Origin of the sequence: Mesorhizobium sp. BR-1-1-10, from assembly GCF_020165595.1 — a bacterium.
In the GTDB taxonomy this organism is placed as follows: Bacteria; Pseudomonadota; Alphaproteobacteria; order Rhizobiales; family Rhizobiaceae; genus Mesorhizobium; species Mesorhizobium australicum.
The window spans coordinates 217,684-232,716 of record NZ_JAIUIL010000009.1 but is presented as its reverse complement, the minus strand read 5'-3'; the positions used below and the strand labels follow the sequence as shown (position 1 = coordinate 232,716).

General features: G+C 55.9%; 13 protein-coding genes. 4 read left to right on the top strand and 9 right to left on the bottom strand.

Annotated elements, in window-relative coordinates; genetic code table 11:
* Nucleotides 1-16: 16 nt before the first annotated feature.
* Nucleotides 17-1,135, bottom strand: a complete 1,119-nt coding sequence (locus LB555_RS21085; protein WP_224683659.1) for a glycosyltransferase — start codon at nt 1,133-1,135, stop codon at nt 17-19.
* The gene (locus LB555_RS21080; protein ID WP_224683658.1) at nt 1,132-2,256 is read right to left on the bottom strand and encodes a glycosyltransferase family 4 protein; all 1,125 of its coding nucleotides are present in this window, start codon (nt 2,254-2,256) and stop codon (nt 1,132-1,134) included. The genes LB555_RS21085 and LB555_RS21080 overlap by 4 nt, the downstream gene beginning before the upstream one ends.
* 171 nt (nt 2,257-2,427) lie before the next feature.
* On the opposite strand from LB555_RS21080, the gene LB555_RS21075 reads away from it, so the two are divergent.
* The 4 genes from LB555_RS21075 (at nt 2,428) to LB555_RS21060 (ending at nt 6,878) form a co-directional block, all read left to right on the top strand.
* Nucleotides 2,428-3,474, top strand: coding sequence for a glycosyltransferase family 2 protein (locus LB555_RS21075; protein WP_224683657.1), 1,047 nt, complete (start codon nt 2,428-2,430; stop codon nt 3,472-3,474).
* Between the two features lie 4 nt (nt 3,475-3,478).
* A complete protein-coding gene (locus LB555_RS21070) occupies nt 3,479-4,120 on the top strand; it encodes a class I SAM-dependent methyltransferase (RefSeq protein WP_224683656.1) in 642 nt (213 codons plus the stop codon).
* Entirely contained in the window at nt 4,081-4,977 is an 897-nt protein-coding gene (locus LB555_RS21065) for a hypothetical protein (protein WP_224683655.1), read from the top strand. Before LB555_RS21070 ends, LB555_RS21065 begins: the two co-directional genes overlap by 40 nt.
* A 158-nt stretch (nt 4,978-5,135) precedes the next feature.
* Entirely contained in the window at nt 5,136-6,878 is a 1,743-nt protein-coding gene (locus LB555_RS21060; protein ID WP_224683654.1) for a hypothetical protein, read from the top strand.
* A gap of 243 nt (nt 6,879-7,121) precedes the next feature.
* Here the strand turns inward: LB555_RS21060 and LB555_RS21055 are convergent, their stop codons facing one another.
* From LB555_RS21055 to gmd, 7 genes are all read right to left on the bottom strand, one after another.
* A complete protein-coding gene (locus LB555_RS21055; protein ID WP_224683653.1) occupies nt 7,122-8,288 on the bottom strand; it encodes a glycosyltransferase in 1,167 nt (388 codons plus the stop codon).
* 24 nt (nt 8,289-8,312) lie between these two features.
* Nucleotides 8,313-9,635, bottom strand: coding sequence for a glycosyltransferase (locus LB555_RS21050; protein WP_224683652.1), 1,323 nt, complete (start codon nt 9,633-9,635; stop codon nt 8,313-8,315).
* Nucleotides 9,636-9,921: 286 nt separating this feature from the next.
* Entirely contained in the window at nt 9,922-10,968 is a 1,047-nt protein-coding gene (locus LB555_RS21045) for a class I SAM-dependent methyltransferase (RefSeq protein ID WP_224683651.1), read from the bottom strand.
* On the bottom strand, nt 10,965-12,191 hold the full coding sequence (locus LB555_RS21040) for an ABC transporter ATP-binding protein (RefSeq protein ID WP_140663226.1): 1,227 nt from the start codon (nt 12,189-12,191) through the stop codon (nt 10,965-10,967). The genes LB555_RS21045 and LB555_RS21040 overlap by 4 nt, the downstream gene beginning before the upstream one ends.
* A 2-nt stretch (nt 12,192-12,193) precedes the next feature.
* Nucleotides 12,194-12,979, bottom strand: a complete 786-nt coding sequence (locus LB555_RS21035) for an ABC transporter permease (RefSeq protein WP_224683650.1) — start codon at nt 12,977-12,979, stop codon at nt 12,194-12,196.
* A gap of 32 nt (nt 12,980-13,011) precedes the next feature.
* Entirely contained in the window at nt 13,012-13,968 is a 957-nt protein-coding gene (locus tag LB555_RS21030) for a GDP-mannose 4,6-dehydratase (protein WP_224683649.1), read from the bottom strand.
* A gap of 25 nt (nt 13,969-13,993) precedes the next feature.
* Nucleotides 13,994-14,980, bottom strand: a complete 987-nt coding sequence (gene gmd / locus LB555_RS21025; protein ID WP_140663224.1) for a GDP-mannose 4,6-dehydratase — start codon at nt 14,978-14,980, stop codon at nt 13,994-13,996.
* Nucleotides 14,981-15,033: the final 53 nt, after the last annotated feature.

Below are 15,033 nucleotides of genomic sequence, written 5' to 3'. Positions count from 1 at the left end.
GCGGCGCAAAGCCGCTTCAGCGGCGGCCACTATCGAGCTGGCGGTAGAGATCGGCATAAGCCTTTCCCATCCTGTCGGCTGTAAAGAGCCTGATGTAGCGATCACGGGCAGCTTGCCCCCAATTCGCTGCTTCGACGGGCGAATCGACGATCTGGTTGATGGCTTCGGCCAGGCGTGCTGGATTTGAAGGCGGAACGACTAGCCCCGTCTCGCCGGCTTTGTTCACATAACTTGTTCCCGTTCCAATTTCGCACGAAATCATCGGTTTGCCGCACATGGCAGCCTCCACCAGTGAAAGCCCGTAGGCTTCCGACCTCTGGTTAGACGGAAAAACGAAGCCGAGGCAGTTGCGCAGGAGCGCCATCTTATGCTGCTCCATGACCTCGCCAAGAAACATCACATTGTTGCGGCGCAACGTCTTGGCCTGAAGCTTGAGGCTCTCCTCGATAGGCCCCGACCCGGCAATAACGATCTTGCACCTGATCCTGTCGGCTGCCTCAATCAGCACGTCCAGCCCCTTGTAATAGCGCAAGACGCCGACGAATAGCACGAAAGGCTCCGCCACAGCCGCTTGGCACCAGCTGTTGTCGGCTTCGGTCGGCGTGGGATAAGCCATTTCATCTATGCCGATGGGAATGATGGTTGATTTGCCCTCCAAGGCTCTGAGAACGGGGCTCGATTTCAAATAGTCCGGAGACGTCGCAACGACAGCGTCCACGTCCTTCAGGAAGCGCAGCATCAGCGGTCGATAAAGTGGCAGGATAAGTTTCTGTTTGACGATATCGGAATGGTAAGTGACGACCGTCGGTTTGCCGTGACGGGCGTGAAAATGCACGATGTCCATGAACGGCCATGGAAAATGGTAATGTATCAGGTCGGCATTTCTGGCGAGCGCTCTGAATTCCCGAAAGACCTCGCGTGAAAAACCGGTCGATGCCAGCTCGAAATCCAGTTTGGCCTTGCGGGCCATATGCCCATCGAAAGCCCGTGTGTTCTCGCCAGGGCTTCGGCTCAACGAAAGCACTTCGGTTTCGATGCCGTGGCGCGCCGTGCTTTGCGCGATGGCATGGATCGTCCGCTCCACGCCGCCAAACGTATCCGGCCAGTAGGTCTTGAAGAAGTGCAGGACTTTCAAACGCGGGTCTTCCGTCTTTGCTCGATGGCCTGCTCAAAAATTTGCAGCATGCCCTTGGCGTGGTTCTCCCAGGTGAAGCGCCCGGCATTTTTCTTCGCATCCGCAGCGATCCCGTTCCGGAATTCCACATCGGTACAGAGGCGGTGGAATGCAGCGGCGATTGCCGCAGGATCTTCCGGGTCGACGAGCACGGCATTGCTTCCCGCCACTTCAGGCATTGACGAGGTGTTCGACGTCAGCACCGGTTTGCCGAAAGACTGTGCCTCGACGATCGGAAAGCCAAACCCCTCGTAAAGCGATGGCATCGCCAGAAAGAGGCAATTCGCATAGAGCGTGGCGAGCGTCGCGTCATCGACGAAGCCGGTAAACTTGATATTCGCCTCAAGTGCGCTGTCGCGCACGTCGCCGGCCAGGCTCGTCTGCTTCCAGCCCGTGCCGCCGACGATAACCAGGTCACAGCGCGACCGGGCGCTCTGCGGCAGGAGGCCATAGGCCTTAACCAGGTTGCCGAGGTTCTTTCGCGGCTCGAGCGTGCCGACGAAAAGCGCGTAGGGCTTGGTGATGCCGAGGGGCGCCAAACTCGAAAAATCGCTCGGAGCCGGCAACGCGGTCGTGCCGGGTGCGACCGTCTTGATCGGCGATTTCAGCCAGGGAAACTCGGCGGTCAAGGCGGCGGCCGTTGCTGTCGAATCCGCGACCACGACATCAGCGGTTTTCAGCGCGGGCTTCATCATCAAGCGGTCGCCCAGCCAGGTCCGGGTCCGCATGGTCTGTGCGGCGTACAGCCAGACGAGGTCATGAATCGTGACCACCCTTCCGATGCGCCTGTCCAGGATGAAGGGCAGGCGATGGGACGGCCCCCACAAGACATCCACCCGATCGCGCAAGGCCCAGGAGGGCAGGACTGCCTGTCCCCAGAACACCCTCGCGTAGGGACCATTGAAGTTGGCGACCTGGACGGAAACGCCAGGCGGAATATCATAACTCGCATTGATCTTGCTCGGCGCATAGACAAACACATCGGCGCCGAGCGCCACCAGCGCTTTGACCGAATTGTGCACGAACCTGCCAATTCCATCGGTGGCTGATCCGAGATTCCTGCCGTCGATCCCTATTTTCAATCGTCTCTCCGGAAGCGAATTAGGCAAAGAATGCCGGACATTTTTGCGGCGATAGCAGGACAACGCTGCGAGGGATGATCATGCGGCAGATCATTATGAAGCAACGCTAATATACATTTCGCAGGTTCCGTGGTTCGAAATGGGAAATACGGTTTTCCCGAGGAAAATCATTTGCGCCTCAGCCCGATGGTGGTAGACGCACGGAGTGTCAGGATCCAATTCGAGAGTACGCCGCTGCCAAAGCTGATTATCCAGATTCCTTGCTATAACGAAGCCGAGACGCTTGCGACAGCGCTGAGTGATCTGCCGCGGACCGTCACCGGGTTTGACAGCGTCGAATGGCTGGTCATCGATGACGGCAGCAGCGACGAGACGGTGAGGGTCGCCGAGGAAAACGGCGTAAACCACATTGTGCGTCATACCAGCAACCGCGGTCTCGCCTATGCCTTCATGACCGGCATCGAAGCTTGCCTCGCGCGCGGCGCCGACGTGATTGTCAACACCGATGCGGACAACCAGTATCGCGCCGCCGACATTCCGGCGATCACCAGGCCGGTGCTGGAGGGGCGTGCGGATATGGTCGTGGGCGCGCGGCCGATATCGGAGATAGAGCACTTCTCCCCGGTGAAGAAGCTTCTGCAGAAGTTGGGCAGCTGGGTCGTGCGGGTGACCAGCGGCACTGATGTGCGGGATGCCCCGAGCGGCTTTCGCGCGATCTCGAAAAACGCGGCCCAGCGCCTGATCGTGTTCAACAACTATACCTATACGCTGGAAACCATCATCCAGGCCGGGCGCAAGAACATGCGCGTGGTCTCGGTTCCGATCCGAGTCAATGGTGATTTGCGGCCGTCAAGGTTGGTGAAGAGCATTCCTTCCTATCTGAAGCGCTCCATCTTCACGATCATACGTATCTTCGTCATTTACCAGCCGGCTCGGTTTTTCGGCTGGATCGCGGCTATCCTCTTCAGCCTTGGTTTTTTGCTCGGCCTGCGCTTCCTTTATTTCTATTTGACCGAAGGGGTTAGCGGCCATATTCAGTCGGTGGTCCTGGCGGGCGTGCTGATGACGATGGGTTTCCAGTCCCTTCTCGTCGCCTTTCTGGCCGACGTGATCGCCGCCAACCGCAAGCTTCTCGAAGACATTCGTTATACGCAGCGTTCCACGCAGGGAGAGAATGGCAACTACGCAGAAGCCCGCTTCAGCAGGAAAGCAGGATAGGAAGATGAAGGTAGCTGGCGGGCAGGCGGAAGACGGTATCGTCATAGGCAACACCTATGACAAATATGGCACGCGCAACCCGATCGCCCGCCGGATGGTGCAAGGTTTCGAAGCGGCATTGTCCAGCTTGGTGACTAAGGTGAGGCCCGCTACTATTCACGAAGTCGGATGCGGAGAAGGCTATTGGGTCATGCGCTGGCTGGAGCAGGGTATCGACGCGCGAGGCACCGATTTCTCTGCCCAAGTCATCAGAATGGCAAAGGAGAACGCGCGCGGAAAGGATGTTGACCACCGGCGTTTCGCTGTCCGCAGTATTTATGAGGTGGCCCCTGAACCAGACAGCGCCGATCTCATCGTATGTTGCGAAGTAATGGAGCATCTCGAGGAGCCGCGGAAGGCATTGCAAGCGCTGGAGCGTATCGTCAGGTCGGACCTGATCCTCAGTGTACCCCGGGAGCCGATCTGGCGTGTCCTGAACTTGGCGCGCGGGAAATACATCTCGGCCTTGGGCAACACGCCCGGCCATCTGCAGCACTGGTCGCAGCGCGGCATCGTCGCGCTGGCTTCAGAGTTTTTCGATGTGGTCGAGGTTCTGTCTCCGCTGCCATGGACCATGATGCACTGCAAGCCGAAGAAAAGGCATTGATCGTGGCGCTTGGCCCTCGTGCCAAGACCTGGCTCAATCGCATTGGAGCCTTCCTGGGGTTGGCCGGTGTTGTTTTCGTAGGGATCAGACTCCAGGGGTACACCGGCGAGATCGATTTTCGCCGCATGGGAGCAGCCAGCTACACCGCCATTATAGCCTTGGCCGGCGTCTATGGAGTGTCGAACCTGCTGCTTGCTCTCGGCTGGCGACATCTTCTGCACCACCTTGGTGCTCCCGTCTCGCGGCCCTGGGCGATCCGCACCTATGCCATTTCGCAACTCGCCAAATATGTTCCCGGCAATATCTTTCAATTCGCAGGACGGCAGGTGATCGGCGTGGCGGCCGGCATCGGCAACGGACCGCTCGTCAAGTCGACCGCCTATGAACTGGCGGCCCTCATTGTCTGCGGACTTCTCTTTTCACCACTAGTGCTGCCGCTTGTTCTGGCCGGCTTGCCGAGTTGGTTCGGCTGGATTTCGTTCGTCGCGACAGTAGCTATCGCGTTTTCGCTGATTGGCCGTCTCGGCGGCGCCGTTTTTTGCCACGCCGCTATCTGCTATTTCGGGTTTCTCGGGCTTTCGGGCCTAGTCTTCGTCGCAGTCTTCGACCTTGCAGGTGGAGCTCGCGAATTCGCACTCTACCCGGCAATCGCTGGAGCATATATCTTGGCCTGGCTTTTGGGGCTTCTAACTCCGGGTGCGCCGGCCGGGCTCGGCGTCAGGGAGGCGGTACTGCTCTTTTTGCTTGGAGGGCTCAGCTCGAGCCCGGTCATTTTGCTGGCAGTGGTAATCGGGCGAGCGATCACTGTCCTGGGCGATCTTCTCTTTTTCGCCGGCGGGCACTCAATTACCGCGTAGCCTTGCGCGCCAGTCCAGGATTTCGCCGTTTAAGCCTTCCTAAAACGCAACACGCAGCACGCCTTCCTGGTCATGAGGTGCGAAACATAAGAAACATAAATAGACACTGGCCTCGCCGGACCAAGTCGGCTAAGAGCGCCGGTAGCCTGGAGGGCTCTATGTCGGTCAATATTAAGGCCCTTGTGGCGGCAGCTTTTTTGTTGTCGCTCGTACTGATCGTCAATGGCGCTATTCCCGGCTATCTAAGCCCCACCACAGGACAGGTTTTCTGGCTACTGGGGTTCTCGAAGGCATTCGTGAATTCAACGTCTGTGTATTCGTACAATTTCGGGCTCCCAAGTCCGGCGCCACTATCGTTTGGTCTCTCGGCGGCGCTTCCGGCGGCGGTGCTTCTTGGGGCTGGCGTGTCTCTCGTCAACGCTTATGCCGTTCTTTTTGCTGGCTGGCTGAGCGTCGCTTTCGCGGGGGCATATTTCCTCGCCCGCTATCTGGAAGCGGGCGTCCTAGCGTCACTCTTTGCGGCATTAATTTGGTGCAGCTTCCCGATGATCACGCAGCATCATTTATTCTGCGCCTTGGCCCTCGGGATGGCCCTGCTGCCGTTGTATTTTTGGTCCTGCATGAGGGTTGTTTTCTCTGAAAGGCTCTCCCTTTGGAGCTCTGCCTGGCTGGTAGTTATAACGATCGTGGCTGCTTTCATGGACGGGTACACGTTCATGATGTTCGCAACTGGAACGGCCATTATCTGTGTCTGCGAATGCGTGAAAAGAAGGCGAAGCGCCAGGGTTGACCTGATCTACCGAGCGGCAACAATTACTACAGCCTTCGGGGTCGCCTATGGACTTTACGCTCTGTACGAAGGAACTCCAACGCTCGCCCCGGTCGAGCTCGATTTTTTCCGGGGTTGGGCCGCCAACGTTGAGTTCTTCTTCATCCCGACAAAGATGGTGCTGGCCCTCCCGGACCTGCTGAACTTGAGTGTCGAGCGGGCTCAAGACGATTATTTCGGAGACTACACAGTCTACCAGGGCACCTTCTGCACGGCGATAGCCGGCGTGGCTGCATATGGCTTAGTGACAGTCAAAGGCAACCGATTCTGGCTGGTGGCCTTTGGGTTAATAGCTCTATTTGGATTTTATATGGCGCTCGGGCCTACGGTGAAATTCTTCACATATCGCCCTCCTAATGGGCCGACGATCATGCCGGCCGAATACGGATGGTTTCCAACCGGCAGTGCTGTGATCTCAAAATACTTGCCGGGTTTCAACAACATGAGGGCAAGCTATCGATGGGCCGTCGTTGCCATATTCGGGTGCTGGGCCGTCTTCGTCGTCATGATGGCAAGTGGCAAACTCTCAACGGATGCGAAAGCTGCGCTGGTCGCCTTCCTTTTTATGTTCAACATTCCGAACCCTCACCAATTTAGCGAGGCAAAGCGGTTCCATGATCTGGTCCAGGACGTAAGCGACGAGGTCGCGTCATGGGACCCATACTTTGCCGACGGCGAGAAGGTGGCATTCCTTCCGTACCGCAACGACTTTCTAATCAACTACGTCGCGGCTGATCTGAACATCAAAACGTACAACATTGGCGGAGACAAAAACCTTGAATGGGCCGTTGGCGACTGGCCGCCCGAGATGGCGGCGTTCCAGCAAGGCGCAATTTCCCCTGACTTTGAGAGTAATGTGCGCAGTCTTCTAAAATCGAGAAAGGCTGACGCCGTAGTGCTTTCCTACGCAAATATGATGCTTGGCGCTTATGTTTGGCCGTTCGATGATGACGACAAGGATCAGTTATTGCCCATAGCGCGCAAGCTTGATGCAGACAGCCAATTTCATGTAGTCTTCGCCCCGCATTTCGCGATCGTGCGATTGGCGGACAACCTCCAGGCTGGTGGGTAACGGACGTCTCGTCGTGATCTTGCAATGTGTTGTCGCACTCGCCGCTCTCGCGCGTTCTGTGCTCTGTATGACTACCCAACCGGCATCAGCTACGCGAGCCCCTGGCGCCTCCCCCAGTGGCTGGCCAGCCCGGCCTAGGAGTGGAGCGAGACAAGAGGTCAAGGCTAGAGACGTCGCCGACTAGGGTGACAATGATATTGGCGCTGGGCAAGGACCATGTCCGCAGCTTGATGTAGTCGGCCTCTAGCCAGACACGAGGCTCTTTATAGTAGACGGATAGGCACGGAGAATAGTGTCCCAAGTCAAATTGCGAACATCATTAAAATCTCTTTCGCTATTCGCTCCAAATAATAGTATATCTCTGATGTGCTGTTTAAACTCGGCTGGGTCATCAGATATATTAACCCCTGGAAGAGTTGCATAATCTTCAAAACCAGAAAAGCTCTTGGAGGTGCCGACAACTGGCTTCAAAGAAAGGAGGGCTTCAGCTGTTTTCAGGTTAGACCCACCGCCGGAGGTTACCGGCAGCACGACAACCTCGGCCAATCCAAATAGCGCGTTTAGTGCATCTTCCTCTTGGCGCCCAATTAGCAGCGTTGTCTCAGCAAATATGGCGCGATTCGTAGAGTATAGTGGTGAAGACGTGATAAGGTCACAAACCCCGCCAACGACAACGAGCTTAGCTTCTGGCGGTATACATCCAGGGGCGGGAAGAAACATCCGAAAAAAACCTTCCGCGTTAGGGGGGTGCGCGCTGCCGGTAAAGATCGCAATCTTCTGATACCGGAGTTCATGCCGCCAAGAGCGCAATAGACTCTCGGACGCGTGGCGACGAATGTGACCGTTGCCAAATACACAAACCTTCCGGGCTCCCCATTTAACGTAGATGTCGGCGTCGCGTCTTGTGCAGGCCAGTACCAAATCCGCCGCTTCCACCAAATCTCTTTCCAGCTTCTCCGCCGCCTTTCGATCATGCAGAGACGGCATAAGTTGCGACTCGACGTTCTGGCTCGAGTAAACGATCTTCACGTCTTCCAAGCCGCTTTCGCGAAGATCGGATAGCAAGGCCGAATGCCACGGCTGTTCGAAGATTATTACCTTAGGTGAGCATCGATTGATCCTAGCCAAAAGACTGTTCTTGTACGAGGGCTCTGCGTCAAAAATCGAGTATGCATGAAGATCGAGCTTTCTTCCGTCTGAAAAAAGCGCCGTATGAAGGTCCCTACCAAAAGCAAATTCCCTCTCCTTCTCATCATACTCGGGATAAGAAACCCCCGAAAAGATCGGTATGTAATCGACCCGGATCCCACTGTCGATTAGCGCATCAACAAGTGCTCTGACCCTCCTCTGCCCACCGTGATACGGCTTGCTGATGGGATAGATTCCGATGTAGCAAACGTCATAAGTCATTTCGAAACTTCTGTAATTTCCAGTCTAGTCTATTCGCCTGTCAGCGGCAGACTGCATTCCCCCAAGCATATGCTGTATGATTGGAGCGGTAAAATTGTCCCAACTATAAGGCCTGTAATTCTCTATAATAAACCTTGATCGATTCTGCAAACAATCATCGTCAAACATATATTCTTCAATCTTCCTGATCCATTCCAAGCCATCAAGTGTATCCACGTGGTCGGCAAGTCCCTGGCCGGCTTCTTCTATAGACGATCCTGTCGACGCTACGCAAGGTTTTCCAAATGCCAGACTTTCGGCCACCGTCATGCCGAAGCCCTCGTAGTGAGACGGAAATATTGTAAAGGCGCAATTGGTGTACAGCCAGCGCAGCTGATTGTCGCTGACGCTACCGAAGTGTATGATGTGGTGCCCCCCGATAACAGGATCGTGAGAGATTCTCTTCAGGAGACTCTCTGTGTCCCAGCCTTGTTTACCGGCAAAAACCAAGGGAAACAGATTGGTGCCATGCTTCAAGGCAAGGCGCCGCCACAAAAGGTATGCGAACTCGTGGTTTTTTCGCGACTCAATAGTGCTTACAAAGAGTACGAATTTTCCTGGAGTGATGGCATCTATACCGGGAATGCGGGGATGTTCCGCTAACGCACCGGCGTCGAGGACAAACCGCGCAGGCCCCAGTTTGCAAATTTGCGTCTTACTCTCCGAGATTGAAGGGTAGCCGCATGTCTCAGCATAGCGTCGGAGATCTAAGGCGGTGCTGGAAGAGATACAGAAAAAGTGATCACATGACCACAACAGGTAATGAAGACATTTAGCAAAATTTTGAGCAGCCCCGGATTCCGAAAATTGTCGAACGACAATAGGAATCAGATCGTATAACAATACACCTATATAAATATTTCTTTTCGATTTTGTTTTCCAAATCCATTTTGCTTTGTTTCCTTCCCAGAAGACGCCAGGCAGGAGTATTGCAGAAATCGTGTCCATCGAGATCGGGGTCGAGTCAGGTGGAGGGGCACTGTGGACTAGGGTCATACGAAGACCACCCAATGATGCCTTCAAATCGACATTACGACCAACCGACCAAAATCTAGCAAATCTGCCTAACATCCCGAAGTCGATAGAATCGAAGTGATCTGCCACAAACTGCTTGGCACGTGTTACCCCTCTGACGCGCCATGCGCTGGATCTCGAAGCGCGCGCTATCATGTAGTTAGCAAATAAAACTCCGGCGAAGAAGGTATTTACATAAGACTTTGTGGAAACGGGTTCCTGCAGCGACCGCTCAACAGGAGCTTCTTTGCCAAGCTCGGGTGCGTGACCGGCAGATGCCGAGTTCGTGATCATCTGGACAACGATATCTTGTGAGATTTCGCTATATTGCTGCGCGTCGTCGGAATAAAAGCCAAAAACTACGCTCTCTGCAGACGTCGCAAGGAAATGCCTAGCAACCTCGTGCTCGCATCGAATTATTCCAACAGGAGGAGAGGACCGATGACGCCAGCTGGTGCTTAGGTCAACAAGTATACGACCGCCAGGCGAATTACGATCGAAATTGATGTTAGATTTATATATACCGGTTCCAACCATGCCCGTAGTCACAATTGTCCTCTGAACACTGATTTTGTATTTATCATTTAAAGGCACTAAGGAAAAGGCGGTGAATTCTGCTTAGTATCGTCTTTTGTAAATTGGCAATATCATTGTGAATAAATGATATCGTTGAGTCGACGCCGGTCATTTTTACGCTAAGCCGATCAATTTCGCCGCCTTGCATTTCTAACCGACTTTCCAAAGAAGCGGTGATATCCCGAAGTGTAGTCCGTTCCGACTCCATCAATTCCATCTGTGCGATCAGGCTTTCGAGCAACTGTCGGGCGTGATCTGCATCAGCTAATTTTCTGGCTATTTCGTTGTCAGCGGAATGAAGCCAACCCTTAATACTTGCAAGGTCGGCGGGCGTCTCTTGCGATATAGCCCTTACAAAATCAGCGAGAGGCTCGGTTCCGAATTTCGAATGCTCCTTTCTTGCTAAACACGCATAGTCTCTTGCGCCCTCAAACATGAGATGGACGCTGCGCTCAATCGGGCCTGCCTCGATCATCGGCGCGCCGTTCAGCCTCAGGATCGCCGTCTCCGCAAAGCCGGCCTGTCCCACCAGGAACTCAAGCAAGCCCGGCGGCAGGGGGCTTTTATGGGTCGGGTCCAAATGGAAGGTATTGGTGCTGACCGAAATATTTTCGGGATTGGGCGTTTCCAAGATCAGCAGGCCGTCCTCGGCCAGCACCCTCTGGCATTCGTCTAGCAGACCGATCAGATAATCGGTCGGCACATGCTCGACCATGTGAAAGGCTGTAATGATCGCCACGCTGTTGTTAGGCCTGCCCCCGAGATGTTCAAGCGCGTCCTGCAATTCTATTCTGAGGCCGTTGTCGGCGGCCTCCTGCGCCATTCGCGCATTGGTGTCCACGCCTATCGCTTCCAGCCCGGACTCTGCAAGTATCTCCAGCCATTCGCCGCGTCCGCAGCCGAGATCAATCGCAAGGGGCGGTCCTTCGGCCTGCCGAGGCACCTGCGCTAACAAAGGCTGATAGATCTGGAGGCGCTCCTTAACGTGCTCCCTTGACCCACGAAAGCGGTCCTCGAAGGCCTTGTACAGATCGTCAAAATTCTTTTTCATCGGACGATTTCGAACGCGTGCTCAAGGCGGCTCGTCCCGACAAAGAAGGGGCGGTCTGAATTGATGACGTCGAAAACCTCCACATTTTCAATCCAGTCGAAATTGTTGTCGATGTGAACATCTCCCGTATGGAGCGAAATAGAAAGCCCGTATGAGCCTTGGCCAAGGGCGCAGGCAAGGTGCAGGTTACATTCGAACCCGCTGCCTGCTGCAATATTTGAAAGCACCTGACCCGTATGCCACGTATTGGTTCCCCAAACAGTGTGGCCGGCGCGATCTTTCAACATGAACCCGATGACAAGTTCCGAAATATCCTCTTTTGCAGCGACCCGGGCTCGAATTGTCAGGCTCTGTCCTGAAATGGCGGTTTTGATCGGCTTCCCACTTTCGCCGTCGATCAGCGCGACCGACTCAACAGCGGCCGCCTTAGTTCCACTCCTGCTGTAGAGCCAATTGTCCTTTTCCCGCCGTTGCTCGATGGTCAGCCTCGCGTTCTCTTTGGTTGCGATCAGGGCGTTATAGTAATCGACCACCTCGTCAGGCGGCCCATCCTTCAGCACATGTCCCTTGTCCAGCAGAATCACCCTATCACACAATGATCTGACATCGCCCAAACCGTGAGTGACCAGAATGATCGACGTGCCTGCGGCCCTGAAACTGCGTATCCGGTCAAAGCTCTTGTGCTGGAAATAGCTGTCGCCAACCGAAAGCACCTCGTCGACGATGAGCACGTCCGGCCGTTCCGCTGTGGCGAGCGCGAAGGCCAGGCGCGCCTGCATGCCGCTCGAGTAGGTTCGCAGCGGCTGGTCGAAGAAGTCGCCGATTTCTGCGAAGTCCTCGATATGCGGCATGAGTTCGGCCAGGCGCGCCTGCGAGAGACCCATCAGCCCGCCGGCATGGTAGGCGTTCTGCCGCCCGGTGAATTCCGGGTTGAAGCCGAGCCCGAGTTCCAGGATGGCGCTTATGCGGCCCGAGACGCTTGCCGCACCCTTCGTTGGCCGTACAGTGCCGGTAATCAGCTTCAAAAGCGTGCTCTTGCCGGCGCCGTTCTGCCCGATCAGCCCAAGCGCTTCCCCGTGGGACAGGGAAAACGAGACGTCCCTGACTGGCCAGAATTCCTCCGTCGGCGTAACCGGCGCTCCGAACCAGCCGGCAAACCTCTCGAGGTTGCTGGCATAGTTCGCATAGCGTTTCGACAAATGACTGACGGAAAGCACGGTCATGGTTACAGCACGTCGACGAGTTCGGGGCTTGCACGGCGAAAAAACATCATCGCGAAGACCATGCTGAGCAGCCCCAGAATGGCCGGCATGATCAGGCTTTCAAGGCTGGGCCAGCGGTTGAACAGCAGCGCATCTTGATAGAGCGCCACCAGCGGTGCGATCGGATTGAAATTGATCATGAAACTGTATCTCTCGGGCACTACGTTAGCCGGGTAGACGATCGGCGTCAGCCAATACCAGAGCTGCAGTAGGATCGTCATGACCTGCGCGACATCGCGAATGAACACATTCATCACGCCGAGGATCACGCCAAGGCCAAATCCGATCGCCGCGATCAAGATGATTCCAATCGGCAACAAAATCAGAGCACGGCCCGGAACATGCCCGAGGAATATGAAGATGACGAACAGGGCGACGAGCAGCAACAGATGGTTGATGAGTGCCGTTCCCCCTACGATCACAGGCAGGCACAAACGCGGAAATGCGATCTTCTTCATCACGGGTGCTTGCTCGATGAAAACGGTCATGCTCCGCGTGAGGATCTCACTGAAGAGCGTCCATGCGGCCATGCCAGAGAGGAGATAGATGGGATAGGCTGCGGGACTGTTTGCTTCGGGAAGTCGTGCCTCGAGAACCTCCGAAAGAACGATGGAAAAGATGAGCGCCTGCGCAAGCGGGTGAAGGATGAACCAAAGGCCGCCCAGGCGCGACCGCACGAAACGCCCCTTCAAGTCGCCTCTGATGGAGGAAATGATGAAATGGCGGTAGTGCCATAAGCTTCGCAGCATGTGATCGACCCTTTGCGCGCTGCGTCTTGCCGTCAGCGGGCGTTACATAGCCGGTGCCAATATCCGAAAACGTCGGCAATTGTCTGTTCGAACGGCACCAAAGGCGTCCAATTCAGCCTATTGTGTGCTTTTGCCGCATCACCGCACATGACGGGAATGTCATTGGGGCGGAATTTGGCCGGGTCGGTACGCACCTCGATGTTGATGCCCGACTGCGCTATGAGCATGTCCAGTATATGCTGGATCCTCCGCGGTCGTCCTGATGCGATGTTATAGACATGGTCGGGCCCGGCATCCAGCTCCAGAAGCGCCGCACTCGCATAAGCGCGCACCACGTCGCGAACATCGAGGAAGTCGCGCTCGGCTTCGAGATTTCCGACGTGAATGACGGGCTCGCTTTTTCCCGACACGATCTCGGCAATCTGCCGCGCGAAGGCGGAAACCACATAGGCGTCCGACTGACCAGGGCCGGTATGGTTGAACGGGCGAAAGCGCACCGCGCGCAGGCCGTCATAGGCCATTTGCCCGATCATCAAGTCCGCAGCCGCCTTGGTGGCGCCGTAGACCGTCATCGGTTGAAGCGGCACGGTTTCCGTCACTGGGCCGGCCACGCTCGCAAACGAAGCCCCATAGGCTTCCGAACTGCCAATGTAGACGAACCGGGCCTTCGGCGCGTGGCGCATCACCGATTCGGCAAGGTTCATCGTTCCCGTGAAGTTGACGTTCCAGGCATGGCGCGGCGCGTTGCGGGCATCGGAAGGTGCTGCAACCGCGGCCAAATGAATGAGCGAGGTGGGCTGGACCTCCCGCACGGCGGTGTCGACCGCATCCCGGTCCAGCAGGTCGATGGCATTTCGCTGGCCTTCGCCATGGCCAAACGCGAACACCTCGCAGGAACTGTGTTCCCGTTCCAGGAGGCGCAACAGCGCAGAGCCGACAAATCCGCTTGCCCCGGTAATCAGGATACGATGCTTCAAATTACCGACCATGAGGCAAAAACGGTTCCCATCCAGCTTAACGTCTGGCTGGGTTCGCGTGGCGTTCGAGATCCGCATCCACCATTTCGCGGATCATCTCTTCCAGCGAGATCGTCGCCTCCCAGCCCAGCTTCGCCTTTGCCTTGGCTGGATTGCCGAGCAGGATTTCGACTTCCGCCGGCCTGAACAAGTCGGGGTCGATGACAAGGTGATCGTCAACATTGAGCCCGACGTGCTCGAATGCAATCCGGCACATGTCGCGCACAGTCGTCGTCCTGCCTGTCGCGATCACGTAATCATCCGGCTGGTCCTGCTGCACCATCAGCCACATCGCGCGGACATAGTCCTTGGAATGACCCCAATCACGCTTGGCGTCGATGTTCCCGAGCCGCAATTCCTTTGCCATGCCCTTCTTGATGCGCGCGACCGCGTCAGTGACTTTGCGGGTGACGAACTCAATGCCGCGAAGCGGGGATTCATGATTAAACAGGATGCCGCTCGAGGCATGCAAACCGAAACTTTCACGATAATTGATCGTAATCCAATGGCCATAAAGTTTCGCCACCGCATATGGAGAGCGTGGGTGGAAAGGTGTCGTCTCGGATTGCATCGGTTCCTGGATAAGGCCGTACATCTCCGAGGACGATGCCTGATAGAAACGGGCTTCAGGCGATTCGAGGCGGATGGCCTCAAGCACATTGGTCACGCCTATGCCGGTCACGTTGCCGGTCAGGATCGGCTGCTGCCACGACGATTTGACGAAGGATTGAGCGGCAAGATTATAGACCTCATCCGGCTTCACGTCGCGCATCGTTCTAGCCAGACCAGACAAATCCGTCAGGTTTCCGTCCACGATCCGAACATCTTTTTCAATGCCAAGCCACTTCAGGCGCGTGGTGTTCACATCGGCGGTGCTTGAACGCCGCGCAAGTCCGTGAACCTCATATCCTTTGGCAAGCAGGAGTTCCGCCAGATAGGCGCCGTCCTGCCCGGTAATGCCGGTAATCAAGGCTTTCTTTGTCATCAATGTTCTCGGTTCTATCTAGTGGTTGCTCGCCAAGCACAGCGAGCCAACCG